The following is an 18,731-nucleotide window of genomic DNA, read 5'->3' on the forward strand; positions in this document are numbered from 1 at the left end:
CGGCCGGGGCGAAATGCCGGCATTCATTAGAACAAAGCTTCGAACGTCGGGCGCTCCGGAGATAAAATGAAGCATGTCGAAAATGTCCGGGTTGCGCGAGGCGATGGATCGCCTCGACGAGGCGTGGGGGTCTGCGGGCGATGCCCCGGAGCTCTCCCGCGCGCAACTCGTCGACGTCGCCAACGCGATCGGACTCCTGCAGCGCCGGCTCGATGCACTGCACGTCGACGTGGCCGCCGGCATCGCCCGGGAGTCGCGCGCCGAGCTCGGCGCCGACAGCCTGGCGAAGCAACGCGGCTACCGGACGGCGGCGAAGCTCATCGCCGCGGTGACGGGTATCTCGACGGGGGAGGCACAGCGTCTGGTGAAGGTGGGAGAGGCGACGGCCCCGCGGAGCGATCTGCTCGGTGCGCCGCTGCCCGCGCGGTACCCGCTCCTCCGGGAAGCGCTCGCGTCGGGTGCGCTCGGGGCGCCGGCGGCTGGTCTCCTCGTCGCGCTGCTGGATCGCTGCCGTGTGGCCGCCGGGGCGGAGCGCATCGCCGAGGCGGAGCGTGTGCTGATCGGTGCAGCCGAAGGTCTCGAGCTCGATGCGGTGCGCAAGCTCGTCCTCCGCGCCGAAGCGTGGCTCGACCCCGAGGGCGTGGCGCCGCGGGCGGAGGAGCAGCGCGCTCGGCGCGGACTGCGCATCTTCGAACGTGACGGAATGGTGCACCTGCACGCGCAACTCGATGCCGAGACCGCGGCGCCGGTCGTCACTGCGATCCGGGGGCACGTGTCCGCCGTGTTCGCCGCCCGCCTCGACGCCCCGGACACCGGTGCGCCGGACGCGGATCGGCGGACTGCCGCGATGATCCAGGCCGATGCGCTGGCCCTCTTCTGCGGGCACGTGCTCGGGTGCGAGGGTGATCGGGTGCCGCTCGCGGGGGCGACGGTGATCGTCCGGGTATCGCTGGACGATCTGCAGGCGGGAGCCGGGTCGGCGACGATCGACGGCCTAGACCAGGTGATCGACATCGGCGCCGCGCGGCGGATGGCTGCCAGCGGCGGCGTCATCCCCTGCGTCCTCGGCGGGGCGAGCGAAGTGCTCGACTGGGGTCGCGAGAAGCGCCTCTTCACACGAGCCCAACGCCTGGCGCTCGCCGAGCGGGATGGCGGGTGCGCCATGTGCGGGCTCCCGCCGGGGATGACGAAGGCTCATCACCTCCGCTGGTGGCAGCGCGACCGAGGTCCGACCGATCTCTCGAACGGGATCCTGCTCTGCGAGACCTGTCACCACCGCATCCACGACAACGGGTGGGAGATCGTCATCGAGGGCGCCGGTGTGAGCGGCCGGCCGTGGTTTATTCCGCCGCGGTGGGTCGACCCGGAGCGCACGCCGCGGCTGGGCGGACGGGCACGCTTCGATGTCGCGGCCTGAGTGGATGGCGGCTGTTCGCGATGCCCGGGCGTCGGGGTCTCGGGCGGCCGGCGCCCGAAGGGGAGGGGTGCGCTGTGCTCGCGCTGTCAGCGGCGAAGTCGGGAGCGGACGCGGCGGGCGGCACGCGCGAGGGCGTCGCGCCAGGCGCCGCCCGGCCACTCGCGGCGCAGCCGCAGGCTGCCGTCCTCGTTCCGTACGAGCTCGACCCGACGGCCCGCGAGAAGCGGGGACCTGCCGAGGTGTGCCGTCACGTCGGGCGCCGCTGTCAGCGGGGCGGTGAACATCCACCCGGCGTAGCGGACGGCGACGGTGAGGTCGGCGTCGCGAGCGCCGTCCTCACGGAACGCCTTCATCGGGTCCAGGGCGATCGGCACCGCGTCGAGGCGCTTCGGGCGTCGGCCGCCGATCTTGCGCTCCGAGCCTGCCGTCGACTCCGGCGCCTGTCCGGGGGTCGGCGTATCCCGCGCGACGAGGTCGACGCGGTCAGCGCGACGCTCCTTGCGGGCGTTGAGCACCCCGGAGGGAAGGTCTTCGGTCGCCGACGGGGGCAGGGAGACCAGCCGGTCGCCGGAACCGACGGTCTCGAACACGAACGCTTCCTCGCCGTCCCGGAGCAGACGGACGCGCACGGTGAGCTGCAACCCGCCGCGCGACCAGCGCGCCGCGGTCACGGTGGCCGTGCAGGTCGTGTCCGCCTCGAACGCGGCGAAGGCGAGCAGGTCATCCCGGCGGTCGGCGCGCAGCAGAGCCGCCCGGATGCGCTGCGGGAACGACAGCCCCGCATCCACGCCGGGGCCGAATCGACGCTGCGCGAGCGGCACCACCACGTCCAGCAGGCGGTCGCGGTACTCCGTCGGGTACTTCACCATCCGTCGTGCGGCGATCCGGTTGAGGATCTTGCCGCGGAACCAGTGCCGCAGCAGCCGGTCGCGCACCTTCCCGGGCTCCGTGTTCGCCTCGACGACATCGAGCACGGTCTCCAGGTGCGGAAAGTACGACTCGGGGTCGATGCGCGACGAGCTCGCACTCCCGGGCTCCTTCACCCACGCGTAGCAGGGCTCGCTGGCGAGCACCGAGATCGTGTCGGCGGCGAAGTACGCCTGCATCACGAACAGGTGGTCCTCGAGTCGCACCTTGCCATCAGGGAAGCGGATGCCGTGCTCGCGGAGGAACGCCGTCCGGAACATCTTGTGCGGCGTCAGCATCTCCAGGATCGGGTCCTCGCCGAGCACCGCGTGCGGGATGTCGCGCTGGAAGATCTTGGCGGGCAGCTTCCGTCCGATGCCCACCTCCTTGCCGACCACGACGTCCGACCCGTGCTCATCGGCGTAGTCGCATAGCCGCTCGAGTGCGCGCGGGTACAGCCAGTCGTCCTGGTCGACGAACTGCACGTACGTCCCTCTGGCCTCTTCGACGCCGCGGTTGCGCGGAGTGCCGGGCCAGCCGGAGTGCGGCAGCGACAGCACCCGTACATGAGGGCGATCCTTCGCGATGCTCTCCAGCCGCGCGGCCGTCTCCTCCCCGGAGCCGTCGTCGCAGAGCAGGACCTCGAAGGCCTCCCGATCCAGCGTCTGGGCGTCGAGCGAGGCGATGAGGTCGTCGAACGACGCCTTCGGCCGGAACACCGGCACCACCACACTCACCCGCACTCGGCTGCCCGCCGCCTCGTGCCCGGTCGTACTGCTCATGGACGCCGTCCCCCCTGTGGTCGTACCCGGCTCGAATCTCCCCCGCCGGAGGTTCCAGCCAACCATCCCTTCCTGTGGAGCGCGCCAGGCTCGCGGCGGTCGCGGGTGTATGCCGGCGCCGCGGAGGAGTCAGCGCAGGGTGAGACCGATCTCGAACGAGCGCCGCCAGGGGAGGGTCAGCTCCTCGATCCGCACGTCGTCGGCGGGCAGCATCGACTCCAGCAGGCCCGTCAGCTCGGCGCGGATGACCCGCTCGGCCGTCGCCACCTGCGCATCGTCGGCCATCGGATAGATGTCAGGGAAGAGGGACGGCCCCGCATCCGTGCGCACCACGGCCTGGTAGGCGAAGTCGTCGAGCAGGCGGGTCAGCAGGGCGATCCGCGCGGCGCGGTCGTCGAAGGAGCCCGAGGCCCGACCGACGACGCCGGCGGCGGCCACCGCGACGACGCTGCCGAGCGTGTTCCCGGCGGTGTTCCACCCACCGAACGCCTCCAGGCGGTCGAGCACTCCGGCCTCGGCGAGCGCGCGTACGAGCGCCTCGTCCGCGCCGTTCGGGTACCGCACATCCGCCAGGGCGACGTGCTCCCCGGCGTCCAGACGCTCCCGCACGAGAGCGACCGTCCCCGCGACGGCCTCCGCATCGACGATCTCGGGCCGCCCGCGGAACATGTCGTGCCGGTCGGGGTCGGGGGCGTGCAGCACGAGGGTGACGTCGCCTCCGGTGGCGACCTCCTCGGCGCCGGCCGCGCGGATCTGCCGGCTCGCCGACGCTGCGAGCGACATGTTCTCGTACGGCGGGACGCGCTCCATGCCGTCGGCGTCCGCGCACGCCACCGAGAACGAGGCGGTCACCCCGGCGTTCGCCGCCAGGGCCCGGGCGACGAGCGCGGCGCCCACCTCGTCGGCCCCCGGGTACATCAGCACACGCCGGCCCGACGGCAGCATCCGCATCCAGTGCCGGAGCCACACCTGCTCCGCGCTGCCCGCCGCGAAGGGAGCGGTGTCGTCGGCGGTGATCGCCAGGAAGTCGAGGGTCTCGTCCTCCAGGAGTCCCAGCGTGGAGAGGTTCACGATGTGGTTGCGCAGCCGTCGAGACGAGTAGTCGGAGACGACCTCGGCGGGCACCGGAGTCAGGTCGTCCAGCGGCAGCACCTCGATCTCGCCGAGCAGTCGGTGCGCGTCGCCGCCGAGTGCGTGGATCTCCTTGCCGTGCTCCGTCCAGTAGGTCGGCTCCTCGGCGGCGGAGTACGAGTTGCTCGCCCGGGTCACGAGCGACACCGCTGAGATCGGCAGGTCGGGCCGCAGCCGCCGCACCTCGCGCAGCACGTCGAGGCGCGCCAGCACGTCGCGGGTGGTGTCGTCGCTCGTGCGGCTCGCGATCAGACCGCCGTAGAGGAGCATGTCCACCGAGACGACCAGGTGCACCGTCGCGGGGTCGGCCGCCCGCTCCCGCAGCCACCCGCCCAACGCGTCGGCGTCGCCCGCGGTCCGGTACGAGGGGAGGATCTCGGCGGGCGGGACGTCGAGGATCACTCCGGCGACGGCCGCGACGTCGCCCGGGAGCTTGACGTTCACCGGCCGATCGTCGAGGGGGAGCAACGCGATGCGCGGGCGGAGGGTCGGGTCGGACACGAGGAGCCTTTCGTCGGTGAAGGGGATCGCAGGTCGGGAGTCGTCGGGGATCAGGGGCGGGCGATGGAGACGAGGTACGAGTAGCGGTCGCCGCGGTACACCGACTCGGCGTACTCGATCGGGCGGCTGCGGGCGTCATAGGTTGTGCGCTTCACGAGGAACGCGGGGGAGAACGGCGGCGTCTGCAGCGCGGCGGCCTGCTCCTCGTCGAGCACGACCGCATGGATCTCCTGGTCGGCGCGCACGGCGGTGATGCCGAACCGGGTGCGCAGGTCGTCGTAGAGCGAGTCGCCCACGATGCCGTCCTCCAGGCCCGGCACGGCGTCGGCCGCGATCGAGCACACCTCCAGGCAGATCGGGATGTCGTCGGCGGTCCGGACGCGGCGGATCCGCACGACGGGGGACTGCGGGCTGAGGTTCAGGGCGTACCCTGCGGTCTGCCCGGCCGCCGCGGTGCCGACGTCGACGGAGAGGGAGCCCGGTCGCATGTTCCGGGCGAGCATGTCCTCCGAGAACGAGGTCAGCTCGAAGGCCTTGCTGATCCGCGAGGCGCTCACGAACGTGCCCGCCCCCTGCAGCCGATACACCAGTCCGTCCCGTTCGAGCTCGTCGAGGGCGCGACGCACGGTCTGCCGGTTCACCTCGAGCGACTCCGCGAGCTCGCGCTCCGTGGGCAGCTTCTCGTGGGGTGCGAGGCCCTGGTCGATGACCTGCTCCAGATGCCGCCGCACGCGTTCGTGCTTCGTGACGCCCTCGATCGCCGACATGATTCCCCCTCGTTTGGACTAACCCAATATTGACGATCACGCCGGTTTGTGTCAATGTCTCCTCTCAGTGGTTCTTAATTGGTCTATTCCAATCCTTTGCACGGTCAACGATGAGCGGAGAATCCCCATGCACGTGAAGCACAACATGCGCCGACGCGTCCTGGTCGCCGGGGCGCTGGGCACGGCGACGATCGTCGCCCTGAGCGGCTGCGCCGGCGGCGGCGGCGACGCGGACGGCCCCACCGAGATCACGTTCTCGTACCTGTGGGGCGGGGAGGAGGCGAAGGCGCTGGAGGCGATCATCGCCGACTTCAACGCCAGCCAGGACGACATCGTCGTCAAGGGCGTCTCCAGCCCCGACACCCAGAAGCAGCTCACGTCGATGTCGTCGTCGAACGGCTCCTTCGACATCTCCGACAACTTCGGCAACACCGTCGGCGCCTGGGCTTCGAAGGGCATCCTCGCGCCGCTCGACGACGCGATCGCCGCCGAGGACATCGACGTCGACGACTTCGTCCCGAGCGCCATGGAGCAGATGACCTACGACGGCACGATCTACTCGCTGCCGATCGCGATCCACAGCTTCCAGCTCCTCTACAACCCGCAGCTGCTGGAGGAGGCCGGGGTCACCCCGCCGACGACGATGGACGAGCTCGCCGCCGCCATCCCGAAGCTCACCAAGAAGGACGCCTCCGGCAAGATCACGCAGCTCGGTCTCGGCTCGGCGAACGACAGCACCACCCTCACGACCCTCGGCTACGCGTTCGGCGGCAGCTGGGACGGCGAGGACGGCCCGACCCCCGCGGAGGACGGGAACCTCGAGGCCCTGCAGTGGTACCAGGACAACGTGATCGAACCGGTCGGCGCCGATGCCATGGCCACGTTCGTATCCGGACAGGGCGAGTACCTCTCCGCACAGGACCCGTTCTTCAGCGGCCAGGTCGCCATGATCATCGACGGCGAGTGGCGGTCGGCCAGCGCCGCCAAGATCGCCCCCGACTTCGAGTGGGGCGTGACCGCGATCCCCGCCGCCTCGCCGGACCTGGAGAACAGCACGCAGGTCACGGCGAGCACCCTGTTCATCCCCGCGAACTCGAAGCACAAGGAGGAGGCGGCCACCTTCCTCGCCTACCTCGTGAGCGACGAGCCCATGGAGAAGTTCGCCGTCGCCCTCGGCAACCTCCCGGGCCGCTCCTCCCTCGCCGGCAGCGCCGCGTTCGACGAGCTGCAGGACTTCGGTGTCTGGGCGGAGGCCGCGTCCTCCCCGAACGCGAAGTCCCTGGCCAGCCGTCCGTACAGCGCCGAGTACGCGACGGACCTCGCGACCGCGTTCGACGAGGTCGTGCGGCTGACCGCCACCCCGGAGGAGGCGATCGCGACCGTCGAGGAGCGCATGGCCTCCTACACCTCGAAGTGAGCCGGTCCTCGTGACCACGGCAACAGCACCCCGGGTCCGGCAGGAGAACGCTCCTGCCGGACCCGGCGCTCCCGTCCGGCGGCGCCGCAGCCGCCGGACCACGATGATCGGCCTGGCTTTCGCGTCGCCGTTCATCGTCGGCTTCCTGTTCCTGTTCGCCTATCCGATCGCGGCGTCGGCGTACTACAGCTTCACCGACTTCAACCTGTTCCAGGCGCCCGAGTGGGTGGGACTGGACAACTACACCCAGATGTTCGCCGACGGGGTGTTCTGGAAGTCCCTCGCCAACACGGCCGTGCTCACAGTGTTCGGCGTACCGCTCGCGATCGGCATCGCCCTGGCCGGTGCGCACCTGCTGAACACCCCGGTGCGGGGCCAGCCGCTGTATCGCGCGCTCGTGTATCTCCCGTCGATCGTGCCGGTCGTCGTCGGCGGCTACCTGTGGCGCTGGCTCCTGAACGCCCAGTACGGCTTCATCAACCACTTCCTCTCGTGGTTCGGCATCGAGGGACCGGCCTGGCTGCAGCAGCCGGAGTGGACGAAGCCCGCCATCATCCTCATGTCGCTGTGGACCGTGGGCGGGACCATGATCATCTACCTCGCCGCCCTGCAGGAGGTGCCGAAGGAGCTGTACGAGGCGGCCGAGCTCGACGGCGCAGGCGCCTGGCGCCGCTTCACCAACGTCACCTGGCCCACGGTCTCCCCGGTCACCCTGTTCCAGGTGATCGTGAGCATCATCGGGTTCCTGCAGATCTTCACGCAGCCCTACATCCTGTCGCAGGAGCGCCTGAATCAGGCGGGGTCGGGCCCGGGGCAGTCGATGCTCTCGTACGCGATGTACCTGTACCAGAACGCCTTCGTGTTCCTGAAGATGGGCTACGCCTCCGCCATGGCGTGGACGCTGTTCATCGTCACGCTCGTCGTGAGCCTCATCGTGCTCGCGACCTCGAGGAAGTGGGTCCACGATGGCGCACGCTGACATCTCCGCTCCGGTGCGCCGCCCCCGTCGCACCCGCCGCACCCTCCGCCGCGTCCGGCAGCAGATCGCGGTGACGCTGCTCGCGCTGCTGTTCCTGTTCCCGTTGCTGGTGATGCTGTCGACGGCGTTCAAGACGCCCGGCGACGTGTTCTCCTCGCCGCCCACCCTGCTGCCCGCCGAGTGGACCACGGCCAACTTCGTCGAGGCGTTCGCGCAGATCCCGGTGTGGCGCTACCTCGCCAACACGCTCTTCGTCTCGGGCATGAGCATCCTCGGCACGGTCATCTCGTGTCCGCTCGTCGCCTACGCCCTCGCGAAGGTGAAGTGGCGCGGTGCCCGGCCGCTCCTGATCCTCGTGCTCGCCACGATGATGCTGCCGCCGCAGGTCACGCTGATCCCGCTGTTCCTCGTGTGGAACGGGCTGGAGGCGACGAACACCTACCTCCCGCTCATCGTCCCCGCGTTCCTGGGCACGCCGTTCTTCATCTTCATGATCCGGCAGTTCCTCCTCGCGGTACCGGACGAGCTCATCGAGGCCGCCCGTCTCGACGGCGCCTCGGAGTTCCGCACCTACGCGACGATCGTCCTTCCCCTGGCGCGTCCGGCCATCGTGACCGCCGCGATCTTCCAGTTCGTCTGGGCGTGGACCGACTTCCTCAATCCCCTCATCTACCTCAACGACCAGTCGACGTACACGCTGTCGATCGGTCTGTACGCCTTCTTCGGGGAGAACGACGTGGCCTGGGGGCCGCTCATGGCCGCGTGCGTGATGTTCACGCTCCCGGCCGTGGCGATCTTCCTCCTCGGTCAGAAGTTCTTCATCGGCGGCGCCAGTGCAGGAGCCCTCAAGTGACCCACGATTCCCTCGCTCTCCTCCGCGGCCGGCTCGTCGCCTCGGTCCAGGCGTCCACGGGCGCCCCCGCCAGGGACACCCACGTCATCGGTGCGCTCGCCGAGTCTGCGCTCCTCGGCGGCGCGAGCGGTCTGCGGCTCAACGGGCCGGACGACATCCGCCGGGTGCGTCCGGTCACCGACGCGCCGATCATCGGACTCCACAAGATCTGGAACGGCGTCCGCAACGTCATCACCCCGGAGCTCGCGCTCGCCACGGGACTCGCAGAAGCTGGAGCCGACATCATCGCGGTGGACGCCACGACGGAGCAGCTCGGCACGGACTTCCGGCTCATCGGGGAGATCGCCGCGGCGACGGGGCGACCGGTGATGGCCGACGTGTCGACGGTCGCGGAGGGCGAGCGCGCGTGGGCGGCGGGGGCAGCGGTCGTCGGCACGACCCTGTCCGGCTACACCCCGCACTCGCCGCGCCAGGACGAACCGGACCTCGACCTCGTGGCCGCGCTCGCCGCCGCGGGGATCCCGGCCATCGCCGAGGGGCGCTACCAGACCCCTGCGCAGGTACGAGCGGCCTTCGATGCCGGAGCCTTCGCCGTCGTCGTGGGCGGGGCGATCACCGATCCCATCGCCCTCACCCGCCGCTTCGTCGCCGCGACGCCGGCCGCCACGGAGCGGGCGTGATCGTCGGGGTCGACATCGGCGGCACGAAGATCGCCGTCGCCGGGTTCCGGCAGGAGCCGGACGGCGGGCGCCGTCGCGTCACCGCCGTGCGCACCCTGTCCACTCCGGCCAGGGAGGGCGGCGAGGCCATCGTGCGGGCGGTCGTCGATGCGATCGACATGGTCCGCGGTGCGGAGCAAGTCGCGGCGGTCGGTGTGGGCACCGCCGGGGTCGTCGATCAGGACGGCGGCATCACCTCGGCGACCGATGCGATCAGCGGCTGGGCGGGCTTCCCGCTGCGCGCGGCGCTCATCCCCGCCCTCGATGTGCCGGTGGCGGTCGTGAACGACGTGCACGCGGCGGCGGTCGCGGAGGCCGCGGCAGGGGCGGGTCGGGGAGCGTGCGGGCTGTTGATGGTCACCGTCGGCACCGGCATCGGCGGAGCCGTCGTGCTCCCGGACGGTCTCCGCGCGGGCGTGACCGGCACGGCGGGGTCGGTCGGGCACACCGAACTGGCCCTCCCTCCGGAGCTGGCCGGGCGTCGCTGCGGCTGCGGAGGAGTCGGACACGTCGAAGCCGTCGCCTCCGGCCCCGGGCTGGAGCAGACGTACCGGGAGCGCACGGGCACGGCGCTCACGCTGCGGGAGGTGGACGCGGCCGCTCGCGCCGGTGACGCGGTCGCCGAGGAGGTGATCGCGGAGGGGGCGCGGTTCCTCGGTCGCGCGCTGGCCGGGGCGCAGGCGCTTCTCGACGTCGAGGTCATCGCGGTCGGCGGCGGTGTGGCGGCCATCGGGGAGCGCTATCTCGCCGAGGTCGCCCGCGCCTACCGGGCGGCGGCGATGCCGGGCCCGACGGCAGCCCGCGTGCGACCCGCGGAGCTCGGGATCGATGCGACCGTCACCGGGGCTGCGGTGCTCGCGCCGGTCTGAATCCGGATTCCCACCCCGCGTTCAGCGTTAACGATATATCGTTGAGTATCGTTCACGACTGGGAGGTCATCATGAACAACGCATTCCCCTCCACCCCGTTCGGCGGAAACAGCAACGGCAGCAACAGCGGCGATTTCGTCGGCGGCCTCGGCAATCTCTTCGGCGGCTCGCAGGGTCCGGCCGGAGCGCTGTTCGAGGCGATGGACCAGCTGCGCAAGTCGTTCGAGTCGCGCCCCTCCGGCGGATCCCGCATGGCCCGCGGCGACGTGCGCGCCGCCGTCCTCTCGCTCCTCGTCGAGCGACCGATGCACGGCTACCAGATCATCAACGAGATCGCCGAGCGCAGCGGCGGCACCTGGAAGCCGAGCGCCGGTTCCGTCTACCCGACGCTCCAGCTCCTCGCCGACGAGGGCCTGATCGAGGCCGAGGAGCAGAACGGCCGCAAGACCTACGCTCTCACCGAGGCCGGCCGTGCCGTCGCCGCGGAGAGCACCGAGACCCCGCCGTGGGTGCCGTCCTCCGACAAGGACCGCAGCCGCGACGCCCGCTACAGCGCCCTGCCCAAGGCCGGGGTCGACCTCGCCGCCGCGGCCGCGCAGGTCGGGCGCAGCGGCTCGCCGGAGCAGGTGCAGCAGGCCATCGAGGTGCTCGACGAGGCCCGCCGTAGGCTGTACACGATCCTCGCCCAGGACTGACCACGTCGTGCGGCGTCCGGCGCGGAACGGCGGAAGGATGACGCGATGACGGCAGCGGCGGCACAGGGTCCTCACCGAGCCCGGTACCGCCGCATCCTGTCGTTCGCGAGCCGTGAGTTCGTGGCGATCTGGTGGTTCGAGCTCGTCCTTCCGCGGTTCGGGCTGCGTGGTGTCGCCGAGCGTACCCGCGCCCGCCGCATGCAGCGGTTCGCGCGGCGGTTCCATGCGCTCGCCGTCGATCTCGGCGGCCTCATGATCAAGGTCGGGCAGTTCATGTCCTCGCGCCTCGACGTGCTGCCGCCCGAGATCACGGCGGAGCTGGAGGGGCTGCAGGACGAGGTTCCCGCCGTGCCCACGCCGCAGATCCGGGCGCTCGCGGAGGCCGAGCTGGGCATGCCGCTCGAGCGTGTGTACACCTGGTTCGACGACACCCCGGTTGCGGCCGCATCCCTCGGCCAGGTGCACCGCGCCCGCCTCTCGTCGCTCGATGCCGAGGACACCGGGCTCGACGAGGTCGTGGTCAAGGTGCAGCGCCCTGGCATCGACGAGATCGTCGCCGTCGACCTCGCCGCCCTCCGCCGGGTCGCGCGGTGGTTGACCCGGGTCCGGATCGTCGCCGACCGGGTGGACGCCCCCGCCCTCGTCGAGGAGTTCGCCGTGACGAGCCTCGAGGAGATCGACTACCTCCACGAGGCCCGCAGCGCCGAGCGGTTCCGCGAGAACTTCGCCGACGACCCGCGTGTGGCCGCCCCCGAGATCGTCTGGGAGCGTACGACCCGCCGGGTGCTCACGCTGTCCGACGTGACCGCGATCAAGATCAACGACACCGCGGCTCTCCGAGCGGCAGGCATCGACCCCTCCGCGGTCGCGGATGCCTTCGCCGAGGTCATGTTCGACCAGGTCTTCACGCACCGGTTCGTGCATGCCGACCCGCACCCCGGCAACATCTTCGTCACGCCCGTCCCTTCGACGAGCTCAGGGGCCCAGGGCGGCTCAAGAGCTCAGGGGGGCTTCCGGCTCACGTTCATCGACTTCGGCATGATGGCCGAGGTCTCCGACAACCTCCGGCAGGGACTGCGGACGCTGCTCATCGCGGTGACCGCGCGGGACAGCCGGGGCCTGGTCCGCGCCGCGAAGGAGATCGGCGTACTCCTGCCGACCGCCGACACCGGCGAGCTGGAGCGGGCGCTGACCGCCCTCTTCGCGCGCTTCGGGGGGATGGGCTTCGCGGAGCTGAGCCGCGTGGACCCGCGGGAGTTCACCGACTTCGCCGAGGAGTTCGGCGACATGGTGCGCCGGCTCCCGCTGCAGCTCCCCGAGGACATGCTGCTCCTCATCCGGGCCGTGTCCCTCACCTCCGGCATGTGCAGCGCCCTGAACCCGGCGTTCAACGTGTGGGACGCGGCCGAGCCGTATGCCGCGCGGCTGCTCCGGGACGAGTCCGGCACCCTCATGCAGGACATGGCGGAACAGGCGATGGCGAACGCGGCCTCGACCTGGCGGCTCCCGAAGCGCATCGACGACATCATCACCCGCGTCGACGACGGCAATGTGTCCTTCGACACCTCCCGCCTGGAGCGGCGGCTCGACCGGCTGGAGGGCATCGCGCGACGGATCGCCTCCGGGGTCCTGTTCGCGGCGATGCTCGTGGGTGGGGCGCTGCTCGTCGATCCGCTCCCACCGTTGGGCATCACGCTGCTGTGGGTGTCGGTGCTGCCGCTGCTGGGCGCCCTCTTCCTGGGTCGCCGCCGCCCCCGCTGACCCCGCGCTGACCCCGCGCTGACCCGCCCGACGGCCCCGCGAGAACAGGCGCTCGCGCGGGATCAGGCGCTCTCGTGCGGGAGCGCCTGATCTCCCGCGTTCGCCTGAGCCCGCGCAGGTGGAAAGATGGTCTCTCATGGACACGCCTGACGAGAAGCCCACCGAACGCTCCGCAGGATCGACCCGTCCGCGCACCGACGCCGTCGTGACCGGGACGCACCGCCAGGCCGCGAAGGCCTCCGAGACCGCGCGCAAGATCGTCCGCGACATCACGACGGTCCCGCCGCGCAGCGTGCACCCGGCGCTCGTCCCCGGGGTCTCGGTCGAGGAGACGGGGCGCACCTACCGCACGGACCCGCTGGTCTTCGGCGTCGCCGCCGCGTTCGCCCTCGCCTTCATCGCCTGGGGCGTGTTCGCGGGGGACAACCTCGCCGGCACGACCAGCACGGTGCTGGCCTGGGTGGTCGAGTACTTCGGCTTCTTCTTCACGACGATCGCCACGATCATCCTCGTCTTCATGCTGTTCGTCGGGTTCAGCAAGTACGGGCGCATCCCCCTCGGCCGCGACGACGAGGAGCCCGAGTTCTCGATGTTCTCGTGGATCTCGATGCTCTTCGCGGCGGGCATGGGCATCGGCCTGGTGTTCTGGGGCGCCGCCGAGCCGCTGACGTTCTTCGAGAACCCGCCGCCCGGCACCGTCGAGGCGAACACCCTCGAGGCCATGCACACCGCGCAGACCCAGGTGCTGTACCACTGGGGCCCGCAGGCCTGGGCGTTCTACGCGCTCGTCGGTGGAGCCATCGCCTACGGCGCCTACCGCCGCGGTCGTACGCCGCTGATCTCGTCGATCTTCGCCCCGCTGCTGGGCGAGAACCGCACGACGGGTCCGGTCGGCCGCACGATCGACATCTTCTCCATCATCGTGACGCTGTTCGGCACGGCCGCCTCGCTCGGCCTCGGGGCGCTGCAGATCGGCCACGGCGTCGAGATCATCAGCGGAGCCGGACCCCTCGGCAACGGCATCCTCATCGCGGTCATCGCCGTGCTCACGGCGTGCTTCATCGCCTCCGCCGTGTCGGGCGTCTCCAAGGGCATCCGCGCGCTGTCGAACATCAACGCCGTCGTCGCCATCCTGCTGGCGTTCTTCGTCTTCTTCGTCGGTCCGACGCTGCTGATCCTCAATGTCATCCCGTCGGTCGCGGTCCAGTTCCTCGGTGACCTGCCGACCATGATCGGCCGCTCCGCCTCGCAGGGTGAGGCCGCGCAGGCCTTCCTGTCGAGCTGGACGATCTTCTACTGGGCGTGGTGGATCTCGTGGTCGCCCTTCGTCGGGATGTTCATCGCGAAGATCTCGCGCGGCCGCACGCTCCGTCAGTTCGTGTCGGTCGTCATCGTGGTGCCCTCCGCGATCTCGCTCGTGTGGTTCGCGATCTTCGGCACCACGGCCATCCAGCAGCAGATGGACGGCGCGGGCCTCGTGGTCGACCCGCCGGAGGAAGTGCTGTTCGGGGTACTGGAGAACCTCCCGTTCCCGCTCGTGACCAGCATCGTCCTGATCATCCTCATCGCGATCTTCTTCATCACCGGCGCCGACTCCGCCTCGCTCGTCATGGGCACGCTGTCGCAGCAGGGCCGCCCGGAGCCGTCGCGCTGGGTCGCCGTCGTCTGGGGTGTGCTCGTGGGCGTCATCGCGGCGGTGCTGCTCGTCAGCGGGGCCGAGGGCAGCGGACTGCAGTCGCTGCAGAACGCGACGATCATCGCGGCGCTGCCGTTCGCGATCATCATGGCCTTCATGATGATCGCGTTCATGAAGGATCTGCGGCGCGATCCGCTGATCCTGCGCGACCGGTATGCTCGCGCCGCCGTCCGGCACAGCGTCATGGCCGGGCTCGAGGAGTACGGCGACGACTTCGCCCTCGTGCCCGTCGAGTACGACCACTCGGAGGACGACCTCGCCTGGATCGACGAGGATACCGTCGACGACACGCTCGCCGAGGTGTACGAGGCCGCGACCGAGGCGATCGACATCATCCCGCCGGCCGAGGTGGACGCCGCCGTCGAGGCCGCGATGGACGCCCCCGCCGACAAGGACTGAGCGCGGGAGCTCAGGCGCTCACGCCGGGTCAGGCACTTCCGCACGGAAGGCGCCTGAACCGGCGTGATCGCCTGACTCGGCGGCCGCGGTGATCCGTGCGGCCATGCCGGAGAAGATGAGTCCGTGGAAGGGCAGCACGGCGAGCCAGTACAGCCGGCCGAGGAGGCCGCGGGGGAAGAACACGGCGCGCTGTTCGTAGCGGGCGCCCTCGCCGTCGGGCACCGCGCGCAGTTCGAGCCAGGCCTCGCCCGGCACCTTCATCTCCGCGCGGAGCCGCAGCAGATGGCCTTCCTCGGTCTGCTCCACCGCCTCCACGCGCCAGAAGTCGATCGCATCCCCGACCCGGGCGGCGGTACGGCTGCGGCGTCCGCGGCTGAGGCCCACGCCGCCGACCACGCGGTCCATGAGCCCCCGCACCGCCCAGAGCAGCGGCGACGAGTACCACCCGTTCTCCCCGCCGATCCCGAGGATGACGCGCCACAGCTCCGCGACGGATGCGCGCGTCGCGACCGACCGCTTATCCGTGAAGACGGTCCGTCCCGCCCAGTCGGGGTCGCTCGGCAGCGGGTCGCTCGGCGCTCCGGACACCTCGGCGTCCTGCCAGCTCGTCTCCACGGCGTCCGCGTCCACCCGGCCGAGGGCCAGCGCCACAGACCGGCGATACGGCGTGAGGCCGCCCTCGGGCCGCGGGATGAGTGCGTCGACGGCATGATCCTTCATGATGCACTCGTTCTGCAGCGAGGCCACCAGGGGCCGGGCGATGGAGCGCGGCACCGGCGTGACGAGGTTCACCCAGTGCGACGCGAGCTCCGGCGTCAGCACCGGGAGTGCCGCGATGGCGCGCTGCCGCAGACCGGCCTCCACCGCGTACCCGTTCATCATCTGGCCGTAGCGCAGCACATCCGGTCCGCCGATGTCGACGGCGCGATTGACACCCGCGTCGACCCGCGCCGCGCCGAGTAGATAGTGCAGCACGTCGCGGACGGCGATCGGCTGGATCCGGTTGCGCACCCACTTCGGCGCCGGCATGTACGGCAGCACGTCGGTGAGGTGCCGGATCATCTCGAAGGACGCCGAGCCGGAGCCGATCACCACGCCCGCCTGCAGGACGAGGGTGGGCACCCCGGACTCCAGGAAGATCTCCCCGACGTGGACCCGGGAGCGGAGGTGCGGGGAGAGCTTCACGTCGTCCGGGTGCAGGCCGCCGAGGTAGACGATCCGCCGGACCCCGGCTCGGGCAGCCGCCGTGGCGACGGTGGTCGCCGCGCGCTCGTCGCTCTCCTCGAAGCCCGTGCCGGCCGACATGGAGTGGATGAGGTAGTACACGACGTCGACGTCGTCCATCGCGGAGGCCACGGCGTGCTCGTCGTCGGCGGACCCCTCGAAGATCTCGCACTCCTCGCCCCAGCCGAAGGAGGCGGCACGAGCGGCATCGCGCGCGAGGACCCGGACCCGGTAGCCGGCGTTCAGCAGGCGCGGTGTCAGGCGGCCGCCGATGTAGCCGGTGGCGCCGAGCACGAGCGCGCGCGGCGCGGAGCCGTCGCCGCGCGCGATCGCCCGCAGGGCGTCCTCGCGACCGGTGGGCTGGGTGAGCTCGCTCATGCTCCGAGCGTAGATCCCGGGGCCGACACGCGGAACGGGCTTGCGCCCCCAGCATCGCGCCGTGACGACACGCTCGCGAGCACCCCGGAGACACGGTACGGTCGTATCCGTGACTTCAATCGAATCGATTCGACGAGCACCCGCGGACGTCGCCACCCGTCGGGCGCGCATCGCCGTCTCGGCGCTGTTCCTCACGAACGGCGCCCTGTTCGCGAACATCCTGCCGCGGTACCCCGAGATCAAGGCCGCCCTCGGCCTCGACAACCTCGGCTACGGTCTCGCTCTCGCCGCCTTCCCCGCCGGCGCGATCGCGGCCGGACTCCTGGCGGCCACGCTGATCCGTCGCTTCGGGTCGGCGCGCATCGCGGTCATCGGCACCGTCCTCACGAGCCTCGGTCTGCTGTCGGCGGCGCTGTCCCCGACCGGCGTCCTCTTCGCGATCGCGCTCTTCGTCGGCGGTGCCTCCGACGCCATCACCGATGTCGCGCAGAACGCCCACGGCCTGCGCGTGCAACGGCGGTACGGGCGCTCCATCATCAACTCCTTCCACGCCATCTGGTCCATCGGCGCGGTGCTCGGCGGAGTGATGGCGGCGGGCGCGATCGCGCTGCAGCTCCCGCTCGCCGTCCACCTGGGGATGTCGACCGCGGTGTTCGCCACGGTCGCCCTCATCGCCCTCCGCTTCTGCCTGCCCGGCCGCGACGACGAGACGGAGGAGGACGCCGTGGCGGAACCGGAGGAGATCTCCGGCGCTGTCCGTCGCGGCATCCCGGCGCGGACGGTCGTGGCCGTGATCGCCCTGACCCTCATCGCGATGGCCGGCGCCATCGCCGAAGACGCCGGCAACTCGTGGGCCACGCTCTACCTCGGCGACTCCCTGGGGGCGGCAGCCGCGGTCGCGCCGCTCGGGTTCATCGCCCTCGTCGGCGCGCAGTTCGTCGGGCGTCTGCTCGGCGATCCGATGACCGACCGCTTCGGACAGCGCTGGGTGGCGCGGGTCGGCGGCCTCATCGCCGCCCTCGGGATGACCCTCGCTCTGCTGTTCCCGAGCGTGCCCGGCACGATCCTCGGGTTCGCGGCTGTCGGCTTCGGCATCGCCACCCTCATCCCCGCCGCGATGCATGCCGCCGATGAGCTCCCGGGGCTGCGGCCCGGTGTCGGGCTCACCGTGGTGTCCTGGCTGCTCCGGCTCGGCTTCCTGCTGTCGCCGCCGTTCGTCGGATGGCTGGCGGAGACGCAGAGCCTTCGCGCAGGGCTCGTGGTGGCGCCGGTCGCGGCGCTCGTGGCGGTGCTGCTCGCCGGCTTCCTGGACAAGCGGCGCCCGCGGAACGCGTCGGACTAGGCCGGCTCGTCCACGAGGTCGGCGCCGCTGTGCACGGCGTCCGCCTCGGCGGCCTCCTGGATCGCGGCGGTCATCCCGACGAGGAACCGCATCACGACCACGCGCTCGTCGTCGGAGAGGTCGTCCACGAGGGAGAGCATCCGGCGGTGCATCGCCCCGAGCGTCGCCCGCACCTCGTCGTCGCTGCTCACGGTCGGCACGACGATGCCGGCGCGACGGTCGGTGGGGTGGGGTTCGCGGCGCGCGTGCCCGCCCTTCTCCAGCCGGTCGATGAGTGTGGTCGTCGACGCCGTGGAGATGTCCAGCGTGCGGGCCAGGTCGATCGGGCGCACGATGCGTCCCGCCTTCTGCTCGCGCAGCAGGAACCGGAGGGCGACGAGGTCGGTCTCGTTCATCCCCATGGACGAGCGCGTGCGGGCGCGCATCGCCGTCTCGGCGCTGCGGTAGCGCCGCAGCATGTTGAGCACATCGACCGTGGTGGCGCGCTCGCTGTCGGGGTACCAGTACCCGGAGGCGTGGAACTCGCCGGTGCTGTCGGTCACGCGACCTCTCCTTCGTCGCTGGAACCGGCCTCCCGCTCGAGCATCTCCATCGCGCCGGTCTCGACCTCTGCGGGGACGATGCGCAGGAGCCCGCCCGTGATCGCGTCGGTCTCGGCGCTGATGATCTGCTCGATCCGGCGTCGCGAGACGGAGGGGAAGAGTTCCTCCAGACGGGCGAGCAGATCGGCGTAGCGGATGTACGACGCCTCCTCGAGACTCAGTCGCTCCGGCATGGCATCCTTTCGGGGGCAGACTTCCATCTTCGCATCTCCGGAAGTCCTGGTCGCCCCCGAATATCGCTAGTCAGCCTTACTGTCAGTCAGTCGAGGTACCATGGGAAGCGGGGAAGGAGG

General features: G+C 71.0%; 16 protein-coding genes. 10 read left to right on the forward strand and 6 right to left on the reverse strand.

What is annotated here, in order from left to right:
* Positions 1 to 73: 73 nt before the first annotated feature.
* Positions 74 to 1,417: an HNH endonuclease signature motif containing protein gene (locus tag AB0310_RS11420; protein ID WP_366237275.1), complete on the forward strand. Its 1,344-nt coding sequence runs from the start codon at positions 74 to 76 to the stop codon at positions 1,415 to 1,417.
* 86 nt (positions 1,418 to 1,503) lie between these two features.
* Here the strand turns inward: AB0310_RS11420 and AB0310_RS11425 are convergent, their stop codons facing one another.
* From AB0310_RS11425 to AB0310_RS11435, 3 genes are all read right to left on the reverse strand, one after another.
* Complete coding sequence (locus AB0310_RS11425) at positions 1,504 to 3,105, reverse strand: glycosyltransferase family 2 protein (protein WP_366237276.1); 1,602 nt, start codon at positions 3,103 to 3,105, stop codon at positions 1,504 to 1,506.
* Positions 3,106 to 3,234: 129 nt separating this feature from the next.
* Positions 3,235 to 4,737, reverse strand: coding sequence for a DUF4127 family protein (locus AB0310_RS11430; RefSeq protein ID WP_366237277.1), 1,503 nt, complete (start codon positions 4,735 to 4,737; stop codon positions 3,235 to 3,237).
* Positions 4,738 to 4,787: 50 nt separating this feature from the next.
* Positions 4,788 to 5,504 carry a GntR family transcriptional regulator gene (locus AB0310_RS11435; RefSeq protein WP_259951856.1) on the reverse strand — a complete coding sequence of 239 codons (717 nt, stop codon included), beginning with the start codon at positions 5,502 to 5,504 and terminating at the stop codon, positions 4,788 to 4,790.
* Positions 5,505 to 5,631: 127 nt separating this feature from the next.
* Between AB0310_RS11435 and AB0310_RS11440 the strand changes: the two genes are divergently transcribed.
* From AB0310_RS11440 to AB0310_RS11475, 8 genes are all read left to right on the forward strand, one after another.
* Positions 5,632 to 6,921 carry an ABC transporter substrate-binding protein gene (locus tag AB0310_RS11440; RefSeq protein ID WP_259951858.1) on the forward strand — a complete coding sequence of 430 codons (1,290 nt, stop codon included), beginning with the start codon at positions 5,632 to 5,634 and terminating at the stop codon, positions 6,919 to 6,921.
* 10 nt (positions 6,922 to 6,931) lie between these two features.
* Positions 6,932 to 7,900: a carbohydrate ABC transporter permease gene (locus AB0310_RS11445; protein ID WP_366237278.1), complete on the forward strand. Its 969-nt coding sequence runs from the start codon at positions 6,932 to 6,934 to the stop codon at positions 7,898 to 7,900.
* Positions 7,887 to 8,753 carry a carbohydrate ABC transporter permease gene (locus tag AB0310_RS11450; protein ID WP_268777440.1) on the forward strand — a complete coding sequence of 289 codons (867 nt, stop codon included), beginning with the start codon at positions 7,887 to 7,889 and terminating at the stop codon, positions 8,751 to 8,753. The genes AB0310_RS11445 and AB0310_RS11450 overlap by 14 nt, the downstream gene beginning before the upstream one ends.
* Positions 8,750 to 9,433, forward strand: a complete 684-nt coding sequence (locus AB0310_RS11455; RefSeq protein WP_268777439.1) for an N-acetylmannosamine-6-phosphate 2-epimerase — start codon at positions 8,750 to 8,752, stop codon at positions 9,431 to 9,433. The genes AB0310_RS11450 and AB0310_RS11455 overlap by 4 nt, the downstream gene beginning before the upstream one ends.
* Positions 9,430 to 10,341 (forward strand): ROK family protein, encoded by a 912-nt coding sequence (locus AB0310_RS11460; protein WP_366237279.1) that lies wholly within the window; start codon positions 9,430 to 9,432, stop codon positions 10,339 to 10,341. Before AB0310_RS11455 ends, AB0310_RS11460 begins: the two co-directional genes overlap by 4 nt.
* 71 nt (positions 10,342 to 10,412) lie before the next feature.
* A complete protein-coding gene (locus tag AB0310_RS11465) occupies positions 10,413 to 11,036 on the forward strand; it encodes a PadR family transcriptional regulator (RefSeq protein ID WP_187663001.1) in 624 nt (207 codons plus the stop codon).
* 45 nt (positions 11,037 to 11,081) lie between these two features.
* Complete coding sequence (locus AB0310_RS11470; protein WP_366237280.1) at positions 11,082 to 12,797, forward strand: ABC1 kinase family protein; 1,716 nt, start codon at positions 11,082 to 11,084, stop codon at positions 12,795 to 12,797.
* 136 nt (positions 12,798 to 12,933) lie between these two features.
* Positions 12,934 to 14,892 carry a BCCT family transporter gene (locus AB0310_RS11475; RefSeq protein ID WP_366237281.1) on the forward strand — a complete coding sequence of 653 codons (1,959 nt, stop codon included), beginning with the start codon at positions 12,934 to 12,936 and terminating at the stop codon, positions 14,890 to 14,892.
* Positions 14,893 to 14,910: 18 nt separating this feature from the next.
* On the opposite strand, the gene AB0310_RS11480 is transcribed toward AB0310_RS11475, so the two are convergent.
* On the reverse strand, positions 14,911 to 16,494 hold the full coding sequence (locus tag AB0310_RS11480; RefSeq protein WP_366237282.1) for an SDR family oxidoreductase: 1,584 nt from the start codon (positions 16,492 to 16,494) through the stop codon (positions 14,911 to 14,913).
* A gap of 118 nt (positions 16,495 to 16,612) precedes the next feature.
* Here AB0310_RS11480 and AB0310_RS11485 point away from each other — a divergent pair, with 118 nt between their 5' ends.
* The gene (locus AB0310_RS11485; RefSeq protein WP_268777598.1) at positions 16,613 to 17,836 is read left to right on the forward strand and encodes an MFS transporter; all 1,224 of its coding nucleotides are present in this window, start codon (positions 16,613 to 16,615) and stop codon (positions 17,834 to 17,836) included.
* Here AB0310_RS11485 and AB0310_RS11490 read toward each other — a convergent pair.
* Together AB0310_RS11490 and AB0310_RS11495 are read right to left on the reverse strand one after the other, a co-directional pair.
* The gene (locus tag AB0310_RS11490; protein WP_366237283.1) at positions 17,833 to 18,378 is read right to left on the reverse strand and encodes a MarR family winged helix-turn-helix transcriptional regulator; all 546 of its coding nucleotides are present in this window, start codon (positions 18,376 to 18,378) and stop codon (positions 17,833 to 17,835) included. The genes AB0310_RS11485 and AB0310_RS11490 overlap by 4 nt on opposite strands.
* A complete protein-coding gene (locus AB0310_RS11495) occupies positions 18,375 to 18,611 on the reverse strand; it encodes a hypothetical protein (RefSeq protein WP_187663005.1) in 237 nt (78 codons plus the stop codon). Before AB0310_RS11495 ends, AB0310_RS11490 begins: the two co-directional genes overlap by 4 nt.
* Positions 18,612 to 18,731: the final 120 nt, after the last annotated feature.

The sequence above is a fragment of the Microbacterium meiriae genome, assembly GCF_040702565.1.
In the GTDB taxonomy this organism is placed as follows: Bacteria; Actinomycetota; Actinomycetes; order Actinomycetales; family Microbacteriaceae; genus Microbacterium; species Microbacterium meiriae.

Excerpts from the sequence above, each read along its gene's own strand:
- AB0310_RS11475 (WP_366237281.1), top strand. The coding sequence starts at position 12,934 with ATGGACACGCCTGACGAGAAGCCCACCGAACGCTCCGCAGGATCGACC.
- AB0310_RS11440 (WP_259951858.1), top strand. The coding sequence starts at position 5,632 with ATGCACGTGAAGCACAACATGCGCCGACGCGTCCTGGTCGCCGGGGCG.
- AB0310_RS11450 (WP_268777440.1), top strand. The coding sequence starts at position 7,887 with ATGGCGCACGCTGACATCTCCGCTCCGGTGCGCCGCCCCCGTCGCACC.
- AB0310_RS11470 (WP_366237280.1), top strand. The coding sequence starts at position 11,082 with ATGACGGCAGCGGCGGCACAGGGTCCTCACCGAGCCCGGTACCGCCGC.
- AB0310_RS11495 (WP_187663005.1), bottom strand. The coding sequence starts at position 18,611 with ATGCCGGAGCGACTGAGTCTCGAGGAGGCGTCGTACATCCGCTACGCC.
- AB0310_RS11435 (WP_259951856.1), bottom strand. The coding sequence starts at position 5,504 with ATGTCGGCGATCGAGGGCGTCACGAAGCACGAACGCGTGCGGCGGCAT.
- AB0310_RS11465 (WP_187663001.1), top strand. The coding sequence starts at position 10,413 with ATGAACAACGCATTCCCCTCCACCCCGTTCGGCGGAAACAGCAACGGC.
- AB0310_RS11420 (WP_366237275.1), top strand. The coding sequence starts at position 74 with ATGTCGAAAATGTCCGGGTTGCGCGAGGCGATGGATCGCCTCGACGAG.
- AB0310_RS11425 (WP_366237276.1), bottom strand. The coding sequence starts at position 3,105 with ATGAGCAGTACGACCGGGCACGAGGCGGCGGGCAGCCGAGTGCGGGTG.
- AB0310_RS11480 (WP_366237282.1), bottom strand. The coding sequence starts at position 16,494 with ATGAGCGAGCTCACCCAGCCCACCGGTCGCGAGGACGCCCTGCGGGCG.